The sequence below is a fragment of the Oceanobacter mangrovi genome, from assembly GCF_019740315.1.
Taxonomy (GTDB): domain Bacteria; phylum Pseudomonadota; class Gammaproteobacteria; order Pseudomonadales; family Oceanobacteraceae; genus Oceanobacter; species Oceanobacter mangrovi.
The window spans coordinates 17188-41313 of sequence record NZ_JAHXZR010000016.1 but is presented as its reverse complement, the minus strand read 5'-3'; the positions used below and the strand labels follow the sequence as shown (position 1 = coordinate 41313).

Here is a 24126-nt window from a genome sequence, read left to right as displayed (position 1 = left end):
GCAGGATGTCGCGGCTTACATGAAGTACTACAACCTGGATCGACTGCACTCTACGAACGGTGATTTATCACCGGTGGAGTACGAGAAATTAGCAAATTAATGTGTCCGGTTTTGTTGACCAGAACAGGTAAAAGCCCCGTCCTTTACTGACCCAAAATATTTATTAAGCTTTATAAATTCCGCATCTGCTGACTCTCTAGAAAATTGAGCTCTAGCCGCCGGACCAAACATGTTATATAGGGCGCTATAATCCTGAGCGTTGAAAGCTTTCGCGAACTGCGCATATAACCGCGATCTTTCTTCAGAATTAACAACAGATGGCAATTCATGTTCAGCGGCCTTTTCAGAAACAGACAGTGTACTTGTGACACGGTCATTTAAACCAAACCACACCGTTGCCACCAAGTTCGCGACAAGTAGAATAATAATTACTGATTGAGATGCCTTCACTTATAAATAACCCCAAAATTATTGCTTAACGCCCAAAGAAGGGGCTGCTGCGCAGCAGGCGTCCCGCTTGCTTTACTTGTTATGTTTGTGGTTGTTTGTGCACATAGTATTTGAATATTAATGCCTGAATTAAAGCAACAAAGCCATAGATAAACGCTGCTTCGGCTACCCCAGAAAAACAATACACCCCCAAAGTGAACAGTATGGCTGCGCCAATATATAGAAAATAGCTACCGCTGCCGTACCTACAAATTAGCCAATGAATTGGTAGCCCAAATAACAACCAACCAATTATTGAGAAAACTAGATATACCCCCAAGAATAACAAAGAAAACATTCCTAGCCCCGCTAGGCTATCTAAATCTTCAGGAATACCTATTTCATAAACGGCGTAGACAAGGATAAGAAATGCAGGCCAAAACACACTCTTGATTATTGCCGTGTCCCACTTTCCCATATTTATCAGCCACCCTCAAAAAACATAACGTGCCGCTAACCGGCGCGACGAAAGGAGCGTCCGGTTGAGTGGATGGTTAGAGCGCTCTCGACTAGTCACCATGATAATTCAAACAACTTAACGGTTTTCCTTCCGAGAAATGCAGGTACCCAGCAGTGGACGTGACCCAGCCAAGCAAACCAAATGGCGTCAAAACTAGATATTGCCCACCTTCCCTTTGGCATCCATTTTTCGTAGATCGAGCCAAGACGCGCACCGTTCCATCCTTTGGAATGCGCGCGACTTCCTCGCCACCGTCACATTCCATTTGAAAGAGTATGATGTCTTCTGATGCGGTGCAGTCCATATTCACAGAATAAAACGGCTGCAGAACCTCCTCTAGCTCTCCATTGCGAACAACGTATTTCCGTCTAACCTCGAAATCTTCGTTTGATCTGGCTACCGAATAAAAGTGACCCGATGACGAAATATAAAGAGTTTCACCACCAAGCACTGCTGACTCCCTCAACTTTGAGGATTCCACGAGAAACCCGGGGTCTTCGCTGGCACCTCCATCAAACGATACGACGAATTCCGTTCTATCTAGTTGAAACTTGACTGAAAATCCGTCTTGCTCTGGAGAACTCTTAAAAACGCTTGCATGGCCGGATAGCTCAGGAGCCAAGAACAAGATGTTACTACCAAGCCACTCAGGGGAGTAGTTGATAGCGTATGGCGTATAGGTCTTGAAGCTCGTCGGCACGGTGGGGAGCAACTTTTCGGCGCCAGAAGGAAACGACTCTATTTCAGCTGAAAAGACAACCGACGAATACACAATATACAAGATCGTGACAAACAGCTTCCAGCTAGCACTCATTAATGACCTCCTATCGAGCTTATAACGCTCCGCTAAACGGCGAGCGTTAGCGAGTCCGGTGGAGGCCACGCCTTTTGTGGCCAGAACGAATTTAAGGGGCTTGTTAGTGCTGGTTTTCGATATCATACATACAATGTTGGCAATACAGACCACCCAGCTCCATCTCTCTTAAATAAGCATTTTCTAAATCATGGATATCAATCATTCCATCACAATGCCCGTCACAGCCTACTTCTACTAGATGAAGGACATCTTGCTCATAACGATAAATCTGCTTATCTGAAAGATTATCTAAGGTTCCCTCACCAATAATTTGGCGAATTATTCCTTGCGCACGATCATCCTCGATCATGTCTGAATCAAGCAAATATTGAAGAACAGAGACCAGGGCTTTCCTTGTTTCCTGTTCTTCCATGTACTCAACTATTCCACTCATATTTATCTCCTTGATGTGGTAGCACTAACGCTCAATTAAGGGGCCGAAAAAGCGAAGCTTTGAAGGTCCCAGCCCGCTTGCGGGCGACTTGAATTTTTTGTTATATGCTTTTTCTTTAATTCAGCCATCATATCCTCCAAAGCCACCATCATTTCCACTGCCACTTCCACTTCCCTTTGCCCATCCGATTTTGAAGTGTTTATGTGCTAAGGCAGATCCTATGAAAGGGACTAACCAGACAAACAAATACCACATGAATTTCTTAGGCTTTGAAAAATTAAAATATTATTTAGCTCTATGGTCAACATGAAGGCAATGCAGAAGTGAATAAACAATAAAAATCCAGCCACACCTTCACGAACACCGAAATCCATTAGAACACTCCATTTGGCATATAACGCCCGCATTTGGGGCCGACTGAAAGGAGGTCCAAAGCCGCGCAGCGGCTGAATAACATGCGCTTGTTATATGGATTAACTATTGATGATGCGTTCATATTCTTCTCTGGCATCATCGTCGATTTTTACGGCGGTAGATTCTGCCCAGTGTGTGTTTGAGCCACGCTTCTTAATACCAGAAACCCAATATTCCTTCCCAGTAGCTTCGTCCATGTGGTTCCCGGATATACCGCCACCTTTGATTCGATTTAGCACTTTATTTTTATAGTAAACAGTTTTACCAGTTTTGGAGAAGGTAACCCAACCAATGTGCGCAGCGAATTCATCAATGCTGCCTTCTTTGTTCTCGACATACATTACTCGCTTACCTTCTCCGCGGGTTAATTGATTTTCCATGCTTCGTCCATATAACGCCCGCCTATGGGGCCGGAACGGAGCGCCAGCGCAGTGGAGGTCCCAGCCGCGATAGCGGCGAACATCAGGCCATTGTTATACGCTTTCACTTGCTTCAAGCTCCCTTTCAAATTGAGCTATTAATTCCTTAACTTCGGGATGCCTGTAAACCCAGAGTTCCCCTAAATATTGGGTTACGCTAAGCCCACCTAGGATACAACGCACTTCTCTTTCCTTTGACGCCCGAAGTAGATCATGCCCTTTATCCATGACACATTCGCTTACTTCAGCAACAGATTCACCAAGCTCCTTACCCCATTCCCGTTGAATGGCTGAAATTAGTTTTCCTGCTGCTTGTTCTAATGCTGATTTCTTCGATGCCATATTACGTATAACGCCCCGCTAAACGGCGAGCGGTAGCGAGTCCGGTGGAGGCCACGCTTTTTGTGGCCGGAACGAATTTAAGCGGCTTGTTACGTTGCATTGGCACGAGCCTGATGATTAAAAAATAGCACCAAGTTTCGTGCCGTTGTTACCTTGCCGTAGTAAGGGTTACTTTCGTAGCCTTCAAGGCTCCGGCTAGTTCGTTGCGCAATTTCCTCAACTAATTCCAGATCGAGATCATCTTCGTCAAGCATCAATGTATCGAACAAACTATCAGAAGCCTTTATAGGAACATTTTGCTTTGTTGGAAGCGCTGCTTGGAGCTGCTCATAGACTGCTCGGATAATCCAAGTATCTACAACCTTTGGATCAAATTCCCTGGCAAATTCACAGATAGATAAACCACTACGATCTTTGCATAAACTTTGAAAATGTCTCTCTACTTTAGGCTGATCTATACCGCTCCAAACTATTACTAACAACGCTATTCCTGCAATCACTAGCAGATACCAAGGCTGATAAATAACGATTGCTACCGCTATCGCCAAAAAAGCAATTAACGCATGCTTGCTTGCCTTTCTAGGTTCGTACTTTGGCATAAACCGTGATGCTTGCTTCATACTTCACCTTGCAACGTAACGCCCCGCTAAACGGCGAGCGTTAGAGAGTCCGGTGGAGGCCACGCCTTTTGTGGCCGGAACGAATTTGAGCGGCTTGTTATAAGCCTTTGGCACGCAACATACCTTTAATACCCACTAGTTTTAACTTTGCGTACTTTTCGACGAAAATATGCAGAGCCAACGGGAAGCCTAAACCTATAAAAAAGAATACAAACCAGCTTTGTGCAAGAAAGCCTGCATAGATTGCAGCAGACGCAAAAAATGCGCTACCAAATGAAACCAGCCATTTTTGGCCACTCGTCATCTCGTACTGTGCAAAACAACTTTCGCAAACCAACCTGTTCTTGAAACCTATTAAATCAAGCTTCACTGATTGATCACCGCATTCTTGGCACTTTCTCTTCATGGCTTATAACAGTTTATTAGTGCGCATGCGCGCTTTCTGGGTAATCCAGTTTCTGGAAAGGTGCAGTAACTCTTTGAAAGACGGGGTGTAAAGTCCATTTCCAGATCAATCCATTCTGAGAAAGCAAGTCTGGCCGGGCAGGCTGCGCATTAACTCCGGTTCGCATTGCGCACTAATCTGTAAACCTGCGCAATAACCGTCCATGTATCAAGACCTTAACCGTAACAGTGCCCGGGAAAGCGCGCAAGCCCGTTGGAAAAGTGCGCATTGATTTTCTCACACCTTGATCAAAGCTGTACATACATACAGCTTTGATCAAGGAGCGATCAATGACTTCCAGCCCCTTTCTCAATGACATTCGTCGCTTCATGCGCACTCGTGGGTATAGCCTCAGCACCGAGAAAACCTATGTTTACTGGATTCGGTTTTTTATTCGCTACCAGAAACTCAGGCATCCCAAAGATATGGGCGCTGCTGAGGTGGTGCAGTTTCTGGGATTTCTGGCGAATGACCGCCATGTCTCGGTGAATACCCAGAAGCTGGCTCTAAATGCACTGGCTTTTCTCTATAACACTTATCTGGAGTCGCCTCTGGGTGATCTGGGGTTTCAGCATGCCAACAAGCCCGCCAAGTTGCCGGTAGTGATTTCATCGCAGGAGGTCGGGCGAATTCTGGCAGTGAAGAACAACCGGGATCGGCTGATATCCTCTCTCCTGTTTGGGTCAGGTTTGCGGATTTCGGAATGTTTACGCCTGAGAATCAAGGATTTCGATTTTTCGCGTCGAGCCCTGACCGTACACAGCGGTAAAGGCGACAAAGATCGGGTAACGATCCTTTCTCCTTCACTTCAGGGGAATATTGAAGCCGCCATGGCCAGTGCCATAGAGATTCAGACGTTTCGACCACGCAGATTTATACCCATTTGATCGGCCAGTATTTTGCGGGTACGGAGATAGCTTACTTAACCCATTTACCTGCATAACCGCCGGGATGCGGGCGGGTCGCCCGCACTCCCGAGCAATCAGCGTATCCTAGCAGTGCTAGCTGGACTCACATCTCCAGCTTCATCGTCACCGCCTGTTCACCATAACTGTCACAGGGAGGATTATCGGGCTGTTCTTCAAAGCCGAATTTCTGCCAGAAGCCGGCGGAATCCTGCACTGAAACCAATAACACCTGATCGCAACGATGCTTTTCGGCTTGTTGCAGGAAGTGTTCGACCATACGGCGGCCAATGCCTTTGCCAGCGGCGCTGGGGGAAATCGCCAGGTCGTGCAAGTACCACTGGGTTTTGCGCTTTTGGGCGTTGGCTGCAGGATCAGCAGCCTTGGCGGCCAGCGGCTTGTTCAGTTTGGGAGGTTGTTCGCCAGACCACTCATGGGCTAACAAGTAGGCTTGCGGCTTGTCGTTTTGCAGCAAGGTAAAACAACAGTGTGGCGAGTGATGCCATTTGCTTTGCAGCGCCTGCAAGGATTCGGGCTCAACTTCACGGTAGCAGTGCTGCTGGATTTCCATGATGTCGGCCCAGTGGCCGGTTTGAATTGCAGTGACAGACATGTTTTTACCTAAAACGATTCTGTGCCCAAATGGGCGGGCAGCAGGATCGCTGCCCCACTGCCGCTGGTTTATTTCAGTTTGCGTACGCGCTTGGCGGGTTTGGCTGTGCCAGGTCTGGATGCCGCGGGCTTGTTGCTCTGGCCAGCCGGGTTCTGGGCGTTGACGGGAGTGTCTTTCTTGACGCCGCCCTTGTGGGTTTTGCCCGGTGTACCTCGGCCGCCCTTCAGGCCGTTTGTCTGGCCGCCAGATTTCTGCTGGCCACTGCCATGACTCTTGCTGTTTCCGCTGCTGTTTCCATTGCCATTGCTGTTACCGCGACCTTTGGCCTTGAAACCCGGGCGCGGGTTATGACCCGCCGAAGAATCTTCATCCGGAATCAGGGCGTTGGCACCCTTGCCGATCAGGTCGTGGCGACCAAGCTTGCGCAGCTCTTCCCGCAGCACTGGCCAGTTACGTTCGTCGTGGTAACGCAGGAAGGCTTTTTGCACCCGTCGCTCATTGATGTCGCGGGCGATGTGCATCTTCGGCGACTTGTAGCTCATGCGGCTGAGCGGGTTCCGCTCGGAGTGGTACATGGCCGTTGCCAGCGACATCGGTGACGGATAGAAGGTTTGCACCTGGTCTACCCGCATCTTGTTGCGCTTCAGCCACAGCGCCAGGTTCATCATTTCGGTGCTGTCGCTACCCGGGTGGGCGGCGATAAAGTACGGAATCAGATACTGTTCCTTGCCCGCTTCTTTGGAGAACTTGTCGAACATTTTCTTGAAGCGGTCATAGGTGCCCATGCCCGGCTTCATCATTTTGTTCAGCACGTTTTGTTCAGTGTGTTCCGGAGCGATTTTCAGCAAACCACCGACGTGGTGGGTCACCAGTTCACGGACGTATTCCGGATCTTCCACCGCCAGGTCGTAACGCAGGCCGGAAGCAATGGCAATCCGTTTAACGCCCGGCAGGTCACGGGCGCGGCGATACAGCGCGGTGGTGTGTTTGTGGCTGGTTTCGAGGTTTTTACAGATACCCGGGAACACGCACGACAAGCGCCGACAGTTCTTCAGAATGGTCGGACTCTTGCAGGTCAGCATGTACATGTTGGCGGTTGGGCCGCCCAGGTCAGAGATGGTGCCGGTAAAGCCGGGTACCTTGTCGCGGATTTCTTCGATCTCACGAATAATACTGTCTTCGGAACGGCTCTGGATAATGCGACCTTCGTGTTCGGTAATCGAACAGAAGGTACAGCCACCAAAGCAGCCACGCATGATGTTGACCGAGAAGCGGATCATCTCGTAGGCCGGAATACGAGCTTCGCCATAGCTTGGGTGCGCAATGCGCTGATATGGCAACGCAAAGACGGAATCCATTTCGTCGGTTTCCAGCGGGATTGGAGGTGGATTGATCCACACTTCCTTGCTGGCGTGTTTCTGGATTAACGGACGGGCGTTATAGGGGTTGGATTCCTGGTGCAGCACCCGTGAGGCATGAGCGTATAACGCGCTGTCATTACGAACTTTCTCGAACGACGGCAAGCGAATGTAGGTGGTGGCGTTGTCGTGCTCGACCTTGCGTTGCAACGGCATCGGCACGATTTTCACCGGCATCACGTCCGGGTCGACGCCCTCTTCTTTCGACTGCTGATCAGACGCACAAGAATCAGTATTGGCTTCTTTCATCTCATACGGATTTGGCAGCAGGTCGATATGGCCGGGCCAATCGATACGAGTGGAGTCAATTTCAGTCCAGCCTGCTGGCGGCAGGTCGCGCACAAAGGCAGTGCCGCGAACGTCGATAATATCTTCGATCTTGCGGCCTTCGGCCAGCTGATGAGTCACGTCCACCAGCGCCCGCTCGGCGTTGCCGTACAGCAGCAGGTCGGCACCGGAGTCGATCAGAACCGAACGACGCACCTGATCACTCCAGTAATCGTACTGGGCGATCCGGCGCAGGCTGGCTTCAATACCGCCCACCACAATCGGCACGTCTTTATAGACTTCACGAATTTTCTGCGAATACACAATCACCGCGCGGTCCGGGCGCTTGTCCGGCGTGCCGTGGGGGGTATAGGCATCTTCCGAGCGCACCTTGAGGTCGGCGGTGTATTTGTTGATCAGCGAGTCCATGTTGCCTGCCGACACGCCAAAATAGAGGTTCGGCTTGCCGAGCTTCATAAACTCCTGCGGGTTGTTCCAGTCTGGCTGGCAGATCACCCCGACCCGGAAGCCCTGGCTTTCCAGCAACCGGCCAATCACCGCTACGCCGAAGCTCGGATGGTCGACGTAGGCATCGCCGTTGACCAGAATCACATCGCAACTGTCCCAACCCAGCTGATCCATTTCCTCGCGCGACATCGGCAGGAACGGCGCGGTACCAAAGCATTCAGCCCAGTACGGATGATGAGAAAACAGGTGCGGGACTTCGTCAGTCACCGGCTTCTGAATTGGCAATTGTGGAGACATGGAAAACAGGCTCTTGGTATCACGGAGATGACTGCGGCCAGATCGCCACAGTGAAAGCGGCCTATTGTCCCAAAAACCGGCGTCCGACTAAAGAATAACCAAGCAAAAAACTCGGAATTTCCATCATTCAATCGCAGATTGGTCGATAAAAATTGCACACTGGCTGTGCAAGCGCTCATTTTGCACGCACCAAAGCCATGCCGGACTAATGCCAAAAGCGACCGACGCACAGATAGTTACCAACAACAGCAAACGGAATTTTGCTGCCCGGTCGCAATCTTTGTCGAAATTGTCAGCCGCTACAAAGACTCAAAGCCCGACCAAACAACAGCTCAGAAACAACCCAAAAACAGCTCATCCTGGCTTATAAGATATTATTTTTAAAGGAAATTAATGCCTCAAAGCCCATTCACCCCAAGCCAGATCATGAATCACAAAGGCCGACCAGCTCAGCAACACCAGCCGACAAGCAGGGCGGCTAGCCGGATTATTGGCACATGACTTGTATTAGGGGAATTAACAGCCCAATGGCGGGCGACACAATTTTCCGGTAGAGCGCATCACAGTCGATTGCGTTCACCACACAATCCGAATCAGGCAAAGGCGCCTGCAACGTTTTCGTTGCAGGCGCCTTTTTTTTGGCCTGAATTTTTTTACCGAGAGAGGACGCACCATGCGAGGAATTAACCAGCTGCGCCGCAGCCTGTTGAAAAGCGTAGCAGTCGTAGCAACCGGTCTGGCCACCCTGTCTGCCCCACTGGCCAGCGCCGTGGAATACGCCGAGAAGGAAGAACTGAAATTCGGCTTTATCAAACTGACCGACATGGCCCCTCTCGCGATTGCCTATGAAAAAGGCTACTTCGAGGACGAAGGTCTATACGTCACCCTGGAAGCCCAGGCCAACTGGAAAGTGCTGCTCGACCGCGTGATCGATGGCCAGCTCGACGGCGCTCATATGCTGGCAGGTCAGCCGCTCGGCGCAACCATTGGTTTTGGTACCCAGGCCCACATCATTACTGCCTTCTCCATGGACCTGAACGGCAACGGCATCACGGTTTCCAACGACATTTGGGAACAGATGAAACCGCACATTCCGAAAGACGCCAACGGCAAACCAGTACACCCTATCAAGGCTGACTACCTCAAGCCCGTGGTCGACAAGTACAAGAAAGAAGGCAAGCCGTTCAACATGGGCATGGTGTTCCCGGTTTCCACCCACAACTATGAGCTGCGTTATTGGCTTGCTGCCGGTGGCATCAACCCGGGTTATTACGCCCCAGCCAAAGGCGACACCTCCGGCCAGATCAGTGCCGACGCGCTGCTGTCAGTAACACCGCCACCACAAATGCCAGCCACGCTGGAGGCCGGCACCATTTATGGTTATTGCGTTGGTGAACCCTGGAACCAGCAAGCCGTATTCAAGGGCATTGGCGTGCCCGTCATCACCGACTACGAAATCTGGAAAGACAACCCGGAAAAAGTTTTTGGTGTATCGAAAGCCTGGGCTGACAAATACCCGATCACCCACAAGAAAGTGGTCAAGGCGCTGATTCGTGCGGCCCAGTGGCTGGATGCCAACAACAACGGCAACCGCCCGGAAGCCGTGAAGATTCTGTCCAAGCCAGCTTATGTGGGCGCGGATTACGACGTCATCGCCAACTCCATGACCGGCACCTTCGAGTATGAAAAAGGCGACAAGCGCGAAGTACCTGACTTCAACGTTTTCTTCCGTCACAACGCCACTTACCCCTACTACTCCGACGCCATCTGGTACCTGACCCAAATGCGTCGCTGGGGCCAGATCGCCGAACAGAAGCCAGACAGCTGGTACATGGACACCGCCAAAAAAGTGTATCGCCCGGACATCTATGCCAGCGCTGCCAAAGAGCTGATTGCTGAAGGCAAGGTACAGGCAAAAGACTTCCCGGATTTCGCCACCGAAACCGGCTTCAAGGCACCACAGACCCAGTTTATCGACGGTGTAACCTACGACGGCAGCAAGCCCAACGAGTACCTCAACAAGTTCAAGATCGGTCTGAAAGGTGCAGACAAGATTTGATCCGCAGGTCATCCCGGGCTTGCCCCGGGATCTATATGGCATAGAAAACACCAGGACTGAACCGATCCATTCCCGCGAATGGATCAACCCAAAACCCTAACCCCAAAACCGGGCGATGTGAGCGGCCTCACCGCTCTGCCACCACACTGCCCGGCGGGACTTTCCCGCTGCAGGAGAGAAATATGAACATTGCATTGGCCAACATCAGCTGGATCGAGCCCATGGTAAAAATCGCCAAAGGCGACGACGTTGCCCACAACATTCAGGTCATCATCAAAGCCATCGGCGTACCGCTGGCTGGAATTCTGGTGTTCCTGATGATCTGGCACGCCGCGGCCAGCAACATTGAAACCTCACTGGGCAACTTTCCTGGCCCATCCGACGTTTACGAACAAGCCAAAGGCCTGATCGCCGAACACTACGAAGAACGCGACAAGGCCGACGCCTTCTACCAGCGTCAGGAAGAACGCAACGCCGCACGACTGGCGCAGGACCCGAACTACGAAGCGAAAATTCGCCCTTACACCGGCAAGCCAACTTACTTCGACCAGATCGGCACCAGCCTGATCACTGTACTGTCCGGCTTTGTGCTGGCTTCCCTGATTGCCATTCCACTGGGCATTCTGACCGGCCTGAGCCCAACCCTGAACGCCGCGTTTAACCCGGTCATCCAGATTTTCAAACCGGTATCGCCACTGGCCTGGCTGCCACTGGTTACCATGGTGGTGTCTGCCCTGTATGTGTCTGACGACCCAACCGTGCCGAAGTCATTCATCAACTCCATGATCACCGTCATGCTGTGCTCGCTGTGGCCAACCCTGATCAACACCTCAGTAGGCGTGGCGTCGATTTCACCGGATCTGCAAAACGTTTCCAAAGTGCTGCGTCTGAGCTTTATGACTCACGTCATCAAGATCGTGTTGCCATCCTCCATTCCGATGATCTTCACCGGTCTGCGGTTGTCACTGAGCATCGCCTGGATGGTGCTGATCGCGGCAGAAATGCTGGCGCAGAACCCCGGCCTCGGCAAATTCGTCTGGGATGAATTCCAGAACGGTTCTTCCGATTCGCTTGGCCGCATCATGGTGGCAGTACTGACCATTGGTTTTATCGGCTTCCTGCTCGACCGCGTGATGCTGAGCATCCAGAAGGCGGTGAGCTGGGACAAGAAAGCAGATATCCGCTAAGACGCCAGACTATAAATTAATCAGCTGAGCGGCCGAGCCGCTCAATGGAGAAAAACATGAGCGTAATTCTCGACATCACCAGCTGCGGTATCGAATTCCAGACTCCCAAAGGCTCTTTCCGCGCCCTCCGCGATGTGAACCTGAAGATCAAGAAAGGCGAATACATCTCCCTGATCGGCCACTCCGGCTGCGGCAAATCCACCGTGCTGAACATTGTGGCTGGCTTGCTGCAAGCCACCGAAGGCGGCGTGGTGCTGAACGGTAAGGAAGTTAACGAGCCTGGCCCTGAGCGCGCCGTGGTATTCCAGAACCACTCACTGCTGCCATGGCTGACGGCCTATCAGAACGTCGAACTGGCGGTCAAAACCGTGTTTCAGGGCAAGAAGTCGAAAGCCGAAATGAAAGAATGGATCGAGCACAACCTGCATCTGGTGCACATGGATCACGCCATGCACAAACGCCCGGATGAAATTTCCGGCGGCATGAAGCAACGCGTTGGTATCGCCCGTGCGCTGGCAATGGAACCCGACGTCTTGCTGATGGATGAGCCATTCGGCGCACTCGACGCCCTCACCCGTGCGCACCTGCAGGACTCGCTGATGGAGATCCAGAAGGAGCTCAACAACACCGTCATTATGATTACTCACGATGTTGACGAAGCCGTACTGCTGTCCGACCGCATCGTTATGATGACCAACGGCCCGGCGGCCACCATCGGTGAAATTCTTGATATTGAACTGGAACGTCCACGCAACCGCCTCGAACTGGCCGACGATCCACGCTACAACCACTACCGCAGCCAGGTGTTGCAATTCCTCTATGAAAAGCAAAAAAAAGTTGAACACATCGCCGACGCCAGAAAAGCAAAAGGCGACGCCAAAACCAAAGTCGCCTGATCGTTTCATTCTCTTGAACGGTCACGTCGTCCAACACTACTACCACTAAAAAAACGGGCCAGCTGCCCTGCCAGTCCAGCGACCACAGAGGTCGCAGGACGGGTTTCGTGCGGCCTGAAAAGACCCGCCAGCTTGTTTTACAACCATCGATGAAGGAGATGTACATGTTTCGCAAGTCATTACTACTCACTGCTGTCGCTCTGGCCTCAAGTCAGCCTGGTGTTGTGAGCGCTTCGATTATGGATGCCATTGAAGGCGGCAAGATGCTGCTCGACGTCCGTCTGCGTTATGAAACCAACGACACCGAAGGTGGTACTGACGCCGCGACAGCATTGACCTTGCGTTCCCGTATTGGCTACGAAAGCGATAATTACCAGGGCTTCAAGCTGCTGCTCGAAAACGAAATGGTGCATGCCTTTATCGACGATTATCAGGCTCTGGATAATCGCTATGACCCGGTTGCCGATCCGGTGGGTAACGAAATCAACCGCGCCCAGATCAGCTATAACAGCGACGACCTGGATGCCGTTGTTGGCCGTCAGCGCATTATTCTGGATAACGCCCGCTTTGTTGGTAACGTTGGCTGGCGTCAAAACGAACAGACCTACGATGCTATCAAACTCAACTACCGCATCAATAACGTCAGCCTGACCTACGCCTATCTGGATCAGGTAAACGGCATCCTGTTTCAGGAAGTTGATGTGACTGATCACCTGCTGAACGTTGCCTGGAAAGCTTCCGATGCATTCACCCTCACAGGCTTTGGCTATCTGCTTAAAAACGATGATACCGATGCTAAAGACGACACCCTCGGTGCCAGTGTGAATGGCAAGGTCAGCGGCCTGATGTATTCTGCCAGCTACGCCCAACAATCGACCGACAAGTTCGATGCCAGCTACCTGGCGCTGGAGCTGGGTACCACAATGGGGGCCGCCAAAGTGTTCGTTGGCCATGAAGTATTGGGTAGTGACGACGGCAACTATGGCTTCCAGACCTCATTGGCGACCAAACACGCCTTTAATGGTTGGGCCGACAAATTCCTGACCACTCCGACCTCTGGCCTCACCGATACATATCTGAAAGCGGTCGGTACCATCAAGGGCATCAAGCTGCTGGGTATGTATCATGAATTTGGTGCTGACGAAGGCGGTGCCGATCTGGGTTCCGAACTGGATTTGCTGGTCTCCAAAAATATCGGTAAAACCGCAGCTGTCGGCATCAAAAGCGCCATGTACTCGAAGGGAGATACAGGTACCGATACCGATAAGATGTGGCTCTGGGCGCAGAAGAAATTCTGAGGTCTGATTTGAATAACGAAATAGCTGAGATGCTCCCAATCGCAAGGTCGTGATTGGTTTCTGGCCACTCCCCGTATCCAGGATGCAGTGGCCCTTTTTACATATTTCAAGCGAGTGAGAGAAATGACAACCAACACACTGGTCGTTATTGGAAATGGTATGGCATCTAATCGGGTACTCGAACAACTGGGTATCGATCACCCGTTCGAGACCATTCATGTGCTCAGTGACGAGGCGATCCCTCATTACAACCGCATCATGCTCTCACCACTACTCGCCCGTGAAACCACCCTCGCAGCGATTACACCGCACAACTCGTTGTGGTATCAACAGCGTCGTATCCAGGTACATCTGAGTACACCCGTCGCGTCGATCAACACGGAAAACCGTCAGGTGATTTGCCAGACCGGACAGGTGTTCGACTATGATGCCCTGCTGCTGGCAACCGGTTCACGTTCGGCAATTCCATCAATGCCGGGGACAGATGGTGATACCTTGCCCGTCAATGTGCTTGGCTTCCGCACCATGACAGACGTCGATGCAATGCTGGCTTCGGTCGATCATATTCAGCACGCTACGGTGATTGGCGCTGGCCTGCTGGGAGTAGAAGCCGCCGTTGGCCTGCAAGCCCAGGGCATCAAGGTGACGCTGATGCACCGCAATCCAGTGTTGATGAACCGCCAGCTGGATGCTGTGGCGTCCGGCATTTTGCAGCGCGAGCTGGAACAACGTGGCATTGATGTTCGAACAGGCATCAGTCCGCTGAAAATCAACGCCCAGCTCTGCAATAGCAGTGAAAACAGCCGCGAAAATGGCCAGAAAGATAACATCGCCAATGCCATCGAATTTGAAGTCCGTAAAACCGGCACTACCGAAACGCTGAAAACCGACCTGGTGGTGTTCGCCACCGGCATTATTCCCAACGCCGAACTGGCCAGAGCCGCGGGCATTCACAGCAACCGGGGGATTTGCGTCAATAGCCTGATGCAGACCTCCGCGCCGGATGTCTTCAGCCTTGGCGAATGCTGCGAATTTGAAGGCGCGACTTATGGTCTGGTGGCGCCGATCTGGGAACAGGCGAAAACCCTGGCGCGAGAGTTGCGCCGTTATGGCAACAGCAAACTCGAACACCAGCCGCTGCACTACGCCGAACAAGATCACCTCACCAAACTCAAGGTTTCCGGCGTCGACATGCACAGCATGGGACGTTTTGAAGCGGAAGACGGCGACGACGTCATCGACCTGCAAGATCTCGCCATTGGCGTTTATAAAAAGCTGGTGATTCGCGACAACCGCATCGTTGGCGTCTTGTGTGTCGGCGATGTGATGGATTCCGGCTGGTACTTTGAATTGCTCGGCCAACAAGCAGATATCAGTGAGATTCGCAGCGATCTGGTATTTGGCAAAGCCTGGTGCGAGAGCGCCTGATAATCCCTCTCCGTTGGGCACGGCCCAAACTGCCTGGTTGATCATGCTTTCGTAGGGTCCAGGCATGCCTGGACAACAGCTTTGATGACATCACAGCGGCTGTCGGGACATGTCCCGACCCTGGTATGTTGAATAGCAGCGTTGTAGGTCAGATAAAGACGCGAAGCGGCTGCCATCTGACAACGCCGTGTTGGATGGCACTCGCTGCGCTCGTTTATCCAACCTACGAATTGCGCTTCGTTTTACCCGAACAAATACCGCGTGGTAATGCCAGACGCGCGGATACCTACTTGTCCTTGCCGATCACCAGGGCTGCCCGTAATTGCTGGCGGCCAAAACGGGTCATGGCCATAAAATCATCGTGACCAATCGGTACATCAACGTAGTCTGTCGGGCTTTGGCCCTGTTCCTTGTCGAAATCCGGGTCCGTCAAATAAACGTAGCGGTCGTCAGCCGCCGTTACCACCACCCAGTGCGGTGCCTTGTTGCGGTTCAGTCGCCAGGTGCTGATCAACATCAGCAATACCTTGCCCTGCCCTAACGCCTGCAAGATCTGCTCGCGGGATATGGCCTGATGGTGCATTACCACGTCGGAGTCTTGCAGCCGGCCGAGAAAATCCTGATGCACCCGTTCGATCACAACCTTCTTGCGCTGGTCACGCACGCTGTCAACAAACGGAATGCCATTGTGTTCGGCATACAAGGCGACTTGAGCGCCACGCTCGAAGGCACTCAAGGCCAGGCCGTACGGCGAACAGCCACCATGACCGGAGGTCATGAAAATCGTGGTCGCTTCGCGCCAGATTTGCAGCTCCTCACGCTGGTTCATCAGCGAGTTGGGGTTGAGGGTTTTCAGCGCCATCATCAAACAGGCCGGGCCACAGGTAAAATCGGTGGTCTGCTCATAATAGGCAGTCGGTTTCGGCAAGCTGGCCAGATTTCGATGAAGAATTTTTTCCATCCGCCAGCCGTCGTCGCCGTTTTCATAATATTCCGGCAGTGTCAGCCGATGGCGATAGCCCATGGCCTTGTACAAGCCCAGCGCAGCTTCGTTACGAGTGCTGACTTCCAGTCGAATAAAGCGGCATTGCTGATCACGCGCGGCCTGCTCCGATGCCTCCATCAAGGCTTTCGCAACGCCTTTGCCACGGGCATTGGGGTTGACGGCCAGCGAATAGACTCGCGCCAGCCAGGTTCCGCGGCGAAACATCACAATCGCATACCCCAGCAACTCGCCAGCCTCTTCTGCCACCAGCACTTCCGCATGACCATGATCCATAAAATGGATAAAGCTGCGGCGCGATAAGCGATCAGAATCAAAGCAGAGTTTTTCCAGCGCCAACAAGGACGCCAGATCGGCCCGACAAGCGGATCTCAGCAACAGTGACATAACGAATGAGGTTTTCCTGGCAGCGCCTTGGCAGGCGATTAGACAAGACGTAATTATGGATAATCCTGCCAATTCTAGTAGCTCCGCAGCACCATCAAAGCATAATTTTTTCGCCTTCATGACAAGAAAATTTTGCTATCAGCAACTCCGGCACCAGTGCATATTGGCGCCAGTCTGATGTTCTTTCAGATGCGTGATCCGTTCCGGATCTTTCTTCCCCGATTTTGCTCTAAACTTTTTCTGAATCTGCTTCGTCAAGGAACCTAGCTCATGCCTGCTTTTTACGTCGTTGTTGATGACCTGAACGACTGGGCACCCTATTACCCCAGTAAGGATGTGATCACGTTTGAACAGTACCTCCAGCTCGGCAATGACGATGCCGACAGCAAGGTACGTATCATCAACTGTTGTCGTAACAGCTCGGCGCTGGGGCGAGGCTATTATTGCTCGCTGCTGGCAGAAGCTCGCGGCCACCACGTGATTCCATCAATCACGGTGTTTAACGACGTGCGTCGTAAATCGTTAATGGCACTGCAACTGGAAGGTCTGGAGGTGACGCTCGACCGTCTGGCCAGCGATCTGACCGACAGTGGCGATGAAGTCAGTTTTCGGGTGTTTTTTGGCCAATGTGACATCAATGAACTGGCGGCCCTCGGCAACCAGCTGTTCGAGCGTTTCCCGGCTCCGATTATGGAAGTCAGCCTGCATCGCGGCAGCAGCTGGAAGGTCGACAAGATCAAGGTGCTGTCACTGGCAGATGTTGAAGGCGAAGCCTCGCAGTCGCGTTTTGCCGAAGCGGTCAATGCCTACTCCAACCAGCTGTGGCGTAAACCCAAGGTGCGCAAGCGCTATCGTTACGAGCTGGCGATTCTGGTTGACCCCAAAGAAGACATGCCACCGAGTGACAGCGTAGCGATTGATTATTTTATCAATGCTGCTGAAACCCTGGGGATTCACGCCGAGCGAGTGACCAAACGCGACTACGCCCGTATCGCCGAATACGACGGCCTGTTTATCCGCGCGACGACGGCAATTGATCACCACACCTATCGCTTTGCCAAAAAGGCCGAAGCGGAAGGCCTGATCGTGATGGACGACCCAACCTCGATCCTGCGCTGCACCAACAAGGTGTACCTGGCCGAGCTGTTGAAGAACCACAAGATTGGTACGCCGGAAACCCGCATTGTCAGTCAGGCATCCAAAGCAGTTATGGATGATCTGGAACAGGCGTTAGGGTACCCGATGGTATTAAAAACGCCGGATGGATCTTTTTCGCGCGGGGTCAGCAAGGTCAAGAATCGCAGTGAACTGGAGAATGGTCTGCGCAAACTGCGCAAAACCTCATCGCTGGTGCTGGTGCAGGAATTTCTGCCAACCGACTTCGACTGGCGTATTGGCGTACTGAACAACAAACCGCTGTTCGCCTGCCGCTATTTTATGGTGAAAGACCACTGGCAGATCTACCAGCATGGTGGTGAGCAAGTGAATTCCGGCGACTTCGATACCATGCCAATCTGGCAGGTACCTGGCCCGGTACTGGAAGTTGCCCTGAAGGCGACCCGGCTGATTGGTGACGGTTTCTACGGTGTCGATCTGAAGCAGATTGGCGATCGTGTGGTGGTGATTGAAGTAAACGACAACCCCAGCGTCGATTCTGAAGTGGAAGACCTGACCCTTGGCCCGGCGCTGTACCATGAAGTGATGGCGGAGTTTTTACGGCGCATGGAAGACGAGCACAAATAACCCGTCCGCCTGTGGTCCCGACCTGTCGGGACCATCCACCAGCCTCGTTCATTTTCATGACACACGTAATGCAAGACATGCCTTGGCATAAATGGAAATCGCTGGGCAGTACGGCTCAGCATACATACCATTCGTTCAAGCTCATCCTGTACACATTGTGGATGGTCGAGCAACAAAAAGCCCGGTATCAAACCGGGCTTTTGCTTTCAGACAAATCCTGAATAAATCAGAACTTCAGCACCATACCGGACGACAGTGCACGTGGAGAGCCACCGGTGACAGTTTTCAGCTCGTCACCCATGCCAGCATCGACACCTTGGTATTTGGCATTGGCATCGTTATCAGTCTGGGTGTAAACCGCATAGGCCATCAGTGATCCAGTCAGCTTGTACTCAGCGCCAACAGCAGTCTGTACCGCGCCAGTGTTGCTGCTGTTTTTGTAGTCACCCGCCTGGAATACGGAACCAATCAGTTTAACGTCGTTGAGCTGGTAACCCAGCTGAGCGCCCCATGCCTTGCGGTTCAGGTCGCCGCTGCCACGCATGTTTTCGGCCAGCACCACACCAGACCAGTCACCTTGCTTGACCAGACCGGAAACACGGGTCACGTGCAGGTTGGCAGCAGAGCCGTTTTTCCAGAAATCGTGAGCGGCACGAACTTCATAGCCTTTACCAGCGAAATTAACACCAACAGCGGAGAATTCTTCAGCGTTGTCGTCAACAGTACCCTTGCTGTTGCCAGCCTGGGCAGAGTACTGGCCTGCCAGTGTCAGTTTGCCAGCATCAGTGGCGATGAAGTATTCGCCCAGCAGCATGTTGGCAACACGCTTGTCTGCCTTGTTACCAGACAGCGCGCCGGAGCCAATGATGGCGCGCTTGTCGCCAACGGTGTCACCCAGCATGGTCAGACCGGCGGCAGATTTGCCCAGCGTATCGTAGTAACCCAGTTTCACAGTCCAGAGGGTCTTGCCATCTTGCAGACCTTTCAGACCCAGGAAGCTGTTACGGTTGGTAAAGGTATCGCCGTCCTGGTTGCCATCCAGGTTGATCGCTTGTTCGATCTGGTAAATAGCGACCAGATCATCACGACCGGTTTTGGCTTCACCCTTGAAACCCAGACGGGAAGAGTTGGAAGAAACGCTGATATCGCCATCAGACAGGGCGCTGTCGTTATCTGCCTGAGCAGAGCTGATGTCGGAATCCATGTAGCTCACGGAAGCATGCATCTTGCCGTAGATAGTCAGGGTTACGTCGTCAGCATTTAACGCTTGGGCATTGTACGCCATTCCCATAGCAGCGACGCAAAAAGACAGTTTCTTGATTGAAGTGTTCATTAGCTGAATCCACAGGTCAAAAGGTCGAGCCAAACACTGCCCACCATTCCGGCTCATACCGGAACCAGTCAGCAGCCATTAATTAATCAGCTGCCAGACCATCAACACGAATTCAGGAACATATAATCAAAAGAACGCGCGCTGATCGTCGGCCAACAAGCGCGCGCAAGGTAACATTCATGACATTAAAGTGAAACTTCAAAGCAATATTTTTGCAATGTAAGTCCTGCTTCAACTGTCATTCAAACATTCCTAACAGGTCCCACCAGAGATAATCCAGCGGCACCAGCACCAGCAGGGTAATAAATGATAAAGGGAACAATACTTTCAGCACCCGACCAGCTGACTCACCACTCAGATGCATCGCCATCAGCAGCGGACCAGACTGGTACGGAAACATAATGCTGGAGTAGCCCAGCACCTGGGTCATCAACACTGTTAACAAGGGAAAGCCTGACGTTTCAGCAAAATGCTGGGCCATGGGGGCCAGCATCGCCGGAGCACCCGCCTGGGTGGTTGGCAAGGTTGCCAGAAAGGCAATCGCCGACAACGACATATAGTTACCAAAGTTGTTGCCCTCCGACATCGGAAACGCCTGCTCCAACTGCTGCGCCAGCCAGGAACCCAGCCCCGAGCTGTTGACCATGGCACCCACCCCCAGAATCCCGGCGATAAACAGCAGCATGGTGACATCCATCGAAAACTTGTGCGGATTCACCAGATTCACCCCTGGCATCATCATAAAGACGGCCGCTGCCAGCCCCACCCAGGCCGGATTCACACCATGCCAGCCGTCGGTCAACCAGAGTGCCAGTGCAACCAGCAACACCAAACTCATATGTAGCTGCGGACGGCTAAGCGATGGCATCAGTTTGCCCTCAGGGCGCACCGCCTGCGCCAGAATATGGTTGGATTCCCGGGCCGGATAAGCCCACAGGATAATCGCAATCAGCAGCAAGGCTTTCAGCAATCCCAGTACCGGAAAGTGCAGAATCAGATAATCAGTAAAACCAAGCTGGATGCCATACTGGGCATCTGCGGCACCACTCAAAACCATGTTCGGGATATTGGCAGGCAGAATTGAAACCGTCGGGATATGACAGCCAATAGAGATCGCCATCACGATACCCGAGCGGCCTGCCGAGCCTGGCTGAAAACCGAGTCGCTCAGCCAGTGCCAGTACAATCGGCAACATCATCACCAATCGCCCCATCGACGATGGCATCAGGAAACCCAACAACAGGCCACCGATCACCAGGCCCACAATCAGCCTCTGATAACTGCCCGCCAGCACTTTTTGCAGCACCACGGCCAGCCGGTCTCCCAGACCAGTGCCCTTGATGCCCATGCCCATCACAGAACCGGCAAAAATCAGCCACAACGCGGTGGAGGAGAACCCCGAAAAGGCTTCCGCCGGACTGGTCAGGCCAGACAGAATCGCAATCAGGAAAAAGATCAGTGCGGTCAGAAACTCCGGGATCGCCCCGGTCGACCACAAGGGCACAATCAACAGCACCAGCGCCAGCGCATGGTTCTGCGAAGCTGATAAGTCCGCCAGCGGAAAGGCCAGTACCGATGCACAGCAAGCCAGCATGACAACCAGAAACAGATACTTGGGATTTTTAACCAAGGCCACAGAGATCCACCCCTTTTTCTCAGAGACAACCAACACTTTTGTAATAGTGGCTATTGTGGCAGGCTGGAAGCAGGTCATCTCGCGACAGGCTGACAATGGATATAGAGATTCCGCCAGGTTTGCACTGGCATCAGCACACTACCTTGCCGGACGGCTCACTGCTGCACCCGGAGTTACGCCCGGAAGGCGGCATGGGACGCATGATGGGCAACCGTATTGATACGGACTGCCCACTGCTGTATCTGGCCGAACAACTGGAGTCTGGCTCGGTACGCAGCCGCCACCATCATCCCAGAGGGCAGCTGGCCTGGGCTGCCAGCGGCGTGCTGAAAGTGATCACCGAAACCGGTAGCTGGATCGTGCCCTCCAGCCATGCGGTATGGATCGCCTGCCATGTTGAACATGAAATTCTGGTGGTCAGCCCGGCTTCCATTCGTTACCTGTTTATTGACCCGTCAGTCGCCGACCGGCTACCGGACCAGTGCCAGGTTATGGCCGTCACTCCCTTGCTGCGGGAAATGATTATCCGCCTCACCAGCCGGGATTTGTTAAAACCCGACTGTAAGGATCGGCGTCTGATTGACGTGGTACTGGATGAACTGGGCAGCCTGGACACCAGTCCGATGCACTTGCCCGCCGGGCAAGACCGAAGATTGCAAGCCGTAATGGCACTGATCAGCCGGGACCCATCGGACATGCGCAACCTGCCCGAACTGGCGTCTGAAGTCGGCGCCAGCCCACGCACGCTCGAACGGTTGTTTCAGAACGAAACCGGCATGAGCTTCCGCCAGTGGCGAAGTCGACTGAAATTATTGGAAGCCGTGCAACGGCTGGGGGATGGAGAAAGCAGCGCGGCGATTGCGCTGTCGCTGGGATATTCCAGCAGCAGTGCCTTTATCGCCGCGTTTCGCAAGGTGTTTGGTCAGCCGCCGCAAAGCTTTGCGGGCTGACCTGCGCCCGCAATGGCAAGGCATGCCTTGCCCCTACGCACGTCGGAACAGGATCGAAGTTGGCGCAAGGTCCCGGCATGCCGGGACCGGGATTTGATGATTATTTGGCCTCAAAGCCCTGCTTGAACAGGAAGTCCTTCATGTGCGGACGCAGCTTGCCCGCAAACATCGGTTTCAGCTCTTCTGACCAGGTGGATTCCTTGTTACCACCGGTGCGCGCCAGATAATACGCACGCATGGCATCGTCATACTGGCCAACCAGTTCAACGTCACGGGAGTCATCATAAACATTGGTTTGCAATACCGCCGCCACCGGCAGACGTGGCTTCACTTCCGAATTCTGATCCGGGTAACCCACGCACATACCAAATACCGGATAGACATGTTGCGGCAGTTTCAGCAACTCAGTCACAGCTGCGGGGTTGTTACGGATACCACCGATGTAACACACGCCTAAACCAACGGACTCTGCCGCCACCGCAAAATTCTGCGCCATCAAGGCAGTATCAATCGACGCCACCAGCAGCTGTTCCATCATCCCCATCACAGGTTCGGCACCAGCGCGAGCAGTGGCTTCGGTATTGCGTTTCATATCGGCACAAAACACCAGAAACTCGGCACAGCTGGTGATATAAGGCTGGTTACCCGCCAATGGTTGAATTTGCGCGCGCAGTTCAGGGTCGTCGATACGGATAACGGTATAGGCCTGAACGTTATTGCCACTGGAAGCCGCCTGCCCGGCCACGATCAGCTCTTCCAACAAAGCCGGATCAATGGGCTGGTCAGTAAACTTGCGAATGGAACGGTGGGACTTCAGCAATTCGATGGTCGGGTTCATAAACTCTCCAGCCCAAAACAAAATATTGAATAAACACCTCAACTGCGGCAAACCAGACAGCCAGGCAAGCAGACCAAACTACGGCCATTTAATGGCAGCATTTTGCAAGACATAGACCTGCCAGTACAACCAGCCAGCTTGTCGCACCAGCAGATCCACTGCCCGACTACCGTTACGACCGCTGGTTCCGGTGATTATCCGAACGCTGCGTTGCAGCCAGCCATCCAGACAGCCAGCGCCAGAAGCTTAAAATAGCGGCTGCTCTCCCCTCGCTGAAATGGAAAAGCCCATGTCTGATATTCGCACCGCCATTGTTTCTACCGCTCACCGCCCTGACTCCCAAAGCCTGCGAGTATCACAGGTGCTGAAAGACGAGTTCCTGCAAGGTAACGCCGATATTATCGACCTGTACGCCGACGCCCTGCCGATGTGGGATGGCGTCACCGCAGCAACAGACAACGTCAGCAAAACGCTGCAAACCATCGATCAGGCCGACGCACTGATTTTTGTGATTCCTGAGTGGCACGGCATGGCTCCGGCCGGTCTGAAAAACCTGCTGCTGTGGTGTGGAGCCCAGCAACAGATGGCCCACAAACCGGTACTCCTGGTTGGTATTTCGGCCGCTGTTGGTGGTGCTTTTGTGATTGCTGAAGTCCGCAGCAGTGGCTACAAGAATACCCGGCTGGTATTTACGCCTGAGCACCTGATCCTGCGTGGTGTGGGCGATTTGTGGAAAGAAGAAGGCAGTGCCAGTGGTGAAGAATACCTCAGCAAACGCACCCGTTTTGCCGTCGAACAGCTGCTCGACTACGCCACAGCGCTGAAACCCATTCGCAGCAAACTGGTTGCCGCTCAAGCCGAATTCGGCAACGGCATGTCCTGATATCCGCGCTCTGACAGGCTGTTGGTTTTTGCGTTCGAGGCCGTTAATACATGGCAAAAACAGGAGAAAAGAGGTAAT

At 52.8% G+C, this 24126-nt stretch carries 24 protein-coding genes; 10 read left to right on the top strand and 14 right to left on the bottom strand.

Features of this window, described 5'->3' with window-relative positions; all coding sequences use genetic code 11:
* Positions 1-100 (top strand): IS3 family transposase (locus K6123_RS22610; RefSeq protein WP_221799887.1); only part of this gene is annotated, 100 nt, incomplete at its 5' end.
* Here the strand turns inward: K6123_RS22610 and K6123_RS22605 are convergent.
* The 8 genes from K6123_RS22605 to K6123_RS22570 all read right to left on the bottom strand — a co-directional run bounded on the left by K6123_RS22605 (position 97) and on the right by K6123_RS22570 (position 4364).
* Entirely contained in the window at positions 97-450 is a 354-nt protein-coding gene (locus K6123_RS22605) for a hypothetical protein (protein WP_221801847.1), read from the bottom strand. The two genes, K6123_RS22610 and K6123_RS22605, sit on opposite strands and share 4 nt — an antisense overlap.
* Before the next feature lie 79 nt (positions 451-529).
* Entirely contained in the window at positions 530-907 is a 378-nt protein-coding gene (locus K6123_RS22600; protein WP_221801845.1) for a hypothetical protein, read from the bottom strand.
* A gap of 91 nt (positions 908-998) precedes the next feature.
* Entirely contained in the window at positions 999-1763 is a 765-nt protein-coding gene (locus K6123_RS22595) for a hypothetical protein (RefSeq protein WP_221801844.1), read from the bottom strand.
* Between the two features lie 103 nt (positions 1764-1866).
* Positions 1867-2199, bottom strand: coding sequence for a hypothetical protein (locus K6123_RS22590; protein ID WP_221801842.1), 333 nt, complete (start codon positions 2197-2199; stop codon positions 1867-1869).
* A 473-nt stretch (positions 2200-2672) separates the two neighbouring features.
* Positions 2673-2993, bottom strand: a complete 321-nt coding sequence (locus tag K6123_RS22585; RefSeq protein ID WP_221801839.1) for a hypothetical protein — start codon at positions 2991-2993, stop codon at positions 2673-2675.
* Positions 2994-3086: 93 nt separating this feature from the next.
* Positions 3087-3374: a hypothetical protein gene (locus K6123_RS22580; RefSeq protein ID WP_221801838.1), complete on the bottom strand. Its 288-nt coding sequence runs from the start codon at positions 3372-3374 to the stop codon at positions 3087-3089.
* A gap of 89 nt (positions 3375-3463) precedes the next feature.
* Complete coding sequence (locus K6123_RS22575) at positions 3464-3994, bottom strand: hypothetical protein (RefSeq protein WP_221801836.1); 531 nt, start codon at positions 3992-3994, stop codon at positions 3464-3466.
* Positions 3995-4091: 97 nt separating this feature from the next.
* Positions 4092-4364 carry a hypothetical protein gene (locus K6123_RS22570; RefSeq protein ID WP_221801834.1) on the bottom strand — a complete coding sequence of 91 codons (273 nt, stop codon included), beginning with the start codon at positions 4362-4364 and terminating at the stop codon, positions 4092-4094.
* Positions 4365-4729: 365 nt separating this feature from the next.
* On the opposite strand from K6123_RS22570, the gene K6123_RS22565 reads away from it, so the two are divergent.
* On the top strand, positions 4730-5326 hold the full coding sequence (locus tag K6123_RS22565; RefSeq protein ID WP_221801832.1) for a phage integrase N-terminal SAM-like domain-containing protein: 597 nt from the start codon (positions 4730-4732) through the stop codon (positions 5324-5326).
* A gap of 124 nt (positions 5327-5450) precedes the next feature.
* Here K6123_RS22565 and K6123_RS22560 read toward each other — a convergent pair whose 3' ends face one another.
* Together K6123_RS22560 and K6123_RS22555 are read right to left on the bottom strand one after the other, a co-directional pair.
* Entirely contained in the window at positions 5451-5957 is a 507-nt protein-coding gene (locus K6123_RS22560; RefSeq protein WP_221801831.1) for a GNAT family N-acetyltransferase, read from the bottom strand.
* Positions 5958-6025: 68 nt separating this feature from the next.
* Positions 6026-8407 carry a YgiQ family radical SAM protein gene (locus tag K6123_RS22555; protein ID WP_221801829.1) on the bottom strand — a complete coding sequence of 794 codons (2382 nt, stop codon included), beginning with the start codon at positions 8405-8407 and terminating at the stop codon, positions 6026-6028.
* Positions 8408-9080: 673 nt separating this feature from the next.
* Between K6123_RS22555 and K6123_RS22550 the strand changes: the two genes are divergently transcribed.
* From K6123_RS22550 to K6123_RS22530, 5 genes are all read left to right on the top strand, one after another.
* Positions 9081-10466: a CmpA/NrtA family ABC transporter substrate-binding protein gene (locus tag K6123_RS22550; protein ID WP_221801827.1), complete on the top strand. Its 1386-nt coding sequence runs from the start codon at positions 9081-9083 to the stop codon at positions 10464-10466.
* Between the two features lie 182 nt (positions 10467-10648).
* Positions 10649-11653 carry an ABC transporter permease gene (locus K6123_RS22545; RefSeq protein ID WP_221801826.1) on the top strand — a complete coding sequence of 335 codons (1005 nt, stop codon included), beginning with the start codon at positions 10649-10651 and terminating at the stop codon, positions 11651-11653.
* 56 nt (positions 11654-11709) lie between these two features.
* Positions 11710-12549: an ABC transporter ATP-binding protein gene (locus K6123_RS22540; RefSeq protein ID WP_221801824.1), complete on the top strand. Its 840-nt coding sequence runs from the start codon at positions 11710-11712 to the stop codon at positions 12547-12549.
* Positions 12550-12713: 164 nt separating this feature from the next.
* Positions 12714-13847, top strand: coding sequence for an alginate export family protein (locus tag K6123_RS22535; protein ID WP_221801822.1), 1134 nt, complete (start codon positions 12714-12716; stop codon positions 13845-13847).
* 123 nt (positions 13848-13970) lie between these two features.
* A complete protein-coding gene (locus K6123_RS22530) occupies positions 13971-15275 on the top strand; it encodes an NAD(P)/FAD-dependent oxidoreductase (protein WP_221801821.1) in 1305 nt (434 codons plus the stop codon).
* 286 nt (positions 15276-15561) lie between these two features.
* On the opposite strand, the gene K6123_RS22525 is transcribed toward K6123_RS22530, so the two are convergent.
* Complete coding sequence (locus K6123_RS22525) at positions 15562-16665, bottom strand: GNAT family N-acetyltransferase/peptidase C39 family protein (protein WP_221801820.1); 1104 nt, start codon at positions 16663-16665, stop codon at positions 15562-15564.
* A gap of 270 nt (positions 16666-16935) precedes the next feature.
* Here K6123_RS22525 and K6123_RS22520 point away from each other — a divergent pair, with 270 nt between their 5' ends.
* Positions 16936-18408 (top strand): RimK family protein, encoded by a 1473-nt coding sequence (locus tag K6123_RS22520; RefSeq protein ID WP_221801819.1) that lies wholly within the window; start codon positions 16936-16938, stop codon positions 18406-18408.
* Between the two features lie 226 nt (positions 18409-18634).
* Here the strand turns inward: K6123_RS22520 and K6123_RS22515 are convergent, their stop codons facing one another.
* Positions 18635-19741: a porin gene (locus tag K6123_RS22515; RefSeq protein ID WP_221801818.1), complete on the bottom strand. Its 1107-nt coding sequence runs from the start codon at positions 19739-19741 to the stop codon at positions 18635-18637.
* 238 nt (positions 19742-19979) lie between these two features.
* Positions 19980-21377, bottom strand: a complete 1398-nt coding sequence (locus K6123_RS22510; RefSeq protein WP_221801817.1) for an SLC13 family permease — start codon at positions 21375-21377, stop codon at positions 19980-19982.
* A gap of 95 nt (positions 21378-21472) precedes the next feature.
* On the opposite strand from K6123_RS22510, the gene K6123_RS22505 reads away from it, so the two are divergent.
* The gene (locus tag K6123_RS22505) at positions 21473-22327 is read left to right on the top strand and encodes an AraC family transcriptional regulator (protein ID WP_221801816.1); all 855 of its coding nucleotides are present in this window, start codon (positions 21473-21475) and stop codon (positions 22325-22327) included.
* Positions 22328-22427: 100 nt separating this feature from the next.
* Here K6123_RS22505 and nfsA read toward each other — a convergent pair whose 3' ends face one another.
* Positions 22428-23165 (bottom strand): oxygen-insensitive NADPH nitroreductase, encoded by a 738-nt coding sequence (gene nfsA, locus K6123_RS22500; protein WP_221801815.1) that lies wholly within the window; start codon positions 23163-23165, stop codon positions 22428-22430.
* A gap of 289 nt (positions 23166-23454) precedes the next feature.
* Here nfsA and K6123_RS22495 point away from each other — a divergent pair, with 289 nt between their 5' ends.
* Positions 23455-24048, top strand: coding sequence for an NADPH-dependent FMN reductase (locus K6123_RS22495; protein ID WP_221801814.1), 594 nt, complete (start codon positions 23455-23457; stop codon positions 24046-24048).
* Positions 24049-24126: the final 78 nt, after the last annotated feature.

Bases quoted from the DNA above. Each gene is read 5' to 3' on its own strand.
- K6123_RS22600 (WP_221801845.1), bottom strand. From the start codon at position 907: ATGGGAAAGTGGGACACGGCAATAATCAAGAGTGTGTTTTGGCCTGCA.
- K6123_RS22595 (WP_221801844.1), bottom strand. From the start codon at position 1,763: ATGAGTGCTAGCTGGAAGCTGTTTGTCACGATCTTGTATATTGTGTAT.
- K6123_RS22590 (WP_221801842.1), bottom strand. From the start codon at position 2,199: ATGAGTGGAATAGTTGAGTACATGGAAGAACAGGAAACAAGGAAAGCC.
- K6123_RS22585 (WP_221801839.1), bottom strand. From the start codon at position 2,993: ATGGAAAATCAATTAACCCGCGGAGAAGGTAAGCGAGTAATGTATGTC.
- K6123_RS22580 (WP_221801838.1), bottom strand. From the start codon at position 3,374: ATGGCATCGAAGAAATCAGCATTAGAACAAGCAGCAGGAAAACTAATT.
- K6123_RS22575 (WP_221801836.1), bottom strand. From the start codon at position 3,994: ATGAAGCAAGCATCACGGTTTATGCCAAAGTACGAACCTAGAAAGGCA.
- K6123_RS22565 (WP_221801832.1), top strand. From the start codon at position 4,730: ATGACTTCCAGCCCCTTTCTCAATGACATTCGTCGCTTCATGCGCACT.
- K6123_RS22560 (WP_221801831.1), bottom strand. From the start codon at position 5,957: ATGTCTGTCACTGCAATTCAAACCGGCCACTGGGCCGACATCATGGAA.
- K6123_RS22555 (WP_221801829.1), bottom strand. From the start codon at position 8,407: ATGTCTCCACAATTGCCAATTCAGAAGCCGGTGACTGACGAAGTCCCG.
- K6123_RS22550 (WP_221801827.1), top strand. From the start codon at position 9,081: ATGCGAGGAATTAACCAGCTGCGCCGCAGCCTGTTGAAAAGCGTAGCA.
- K6123_RS22545 (WP_221801826.1), top strand. From the start codon at position 10,649: ATGAACATTGCATTGGCCAACATCAGCTGGATCGAGCCCATGGTAAAA.
- K6123_RS22540 (WP_221801824.1), top strand. From the start codon at position 11,710: ATGAGCGTAATTCTCGACATCACCAGCTGCGGTATCGAATTCCAGACT.
- K6123_RS22535 (WP_221801822.1), top strand. From the start codon at position 12,714: ATGTTTCGCAAGTCATTACTACTCACTGCTGTCGCTCTGGCCTCAAGT.
- K6123_RS22530 (WP_221801821.1), top strand. From the start codon at position 13,971: ATGACAACCAACACACTGGTCGTTATTGGAAATGGTATGGCATCTAAT.
- K6123_RS22525 (WP_221801820.1), bottom strand. From the start codon at position 16,665: ATGTCACTGTTGCTGAGATCCGCTTGTCGGGCCGATCTGGCGTCCTTG.
- K6123_RS22520 (WP_221801819.1), top strand. From the start codon at position 16,936: ATGCCTGCTTTTTACGTCGTTGTTGATGACCTGAACGACTGGGCACCC.
- K6123_RS22515 (WP_221801818.1), bottom strand. From the start codon at position 19,741: ATGAACACTTCAATCAAGAAACTGTCTTTTTGCGTCGCTGCTATGGGA.
- K6123_RS22505 (WP_221801816.1), top strand. From the start codon at position 21,473: ATGGATATAGAGATTCCGCCAGGTTTGCACTGGCATCAGCACACTACC.
- nfsA (WP_221801815.1), bottom strand. From the start codon at position 23,165: ATGAACCCGACCATCGAATTGCTGAAGTCCCACCGTTCCATTCGCAAG.
- K6123_RS22495 (WP_221801814.1), top strand. From the start codon at position 23,455: ATGTCTGATATTCGCACCGCCATTGTTTCTACCGCTCACCGCCCTGAC.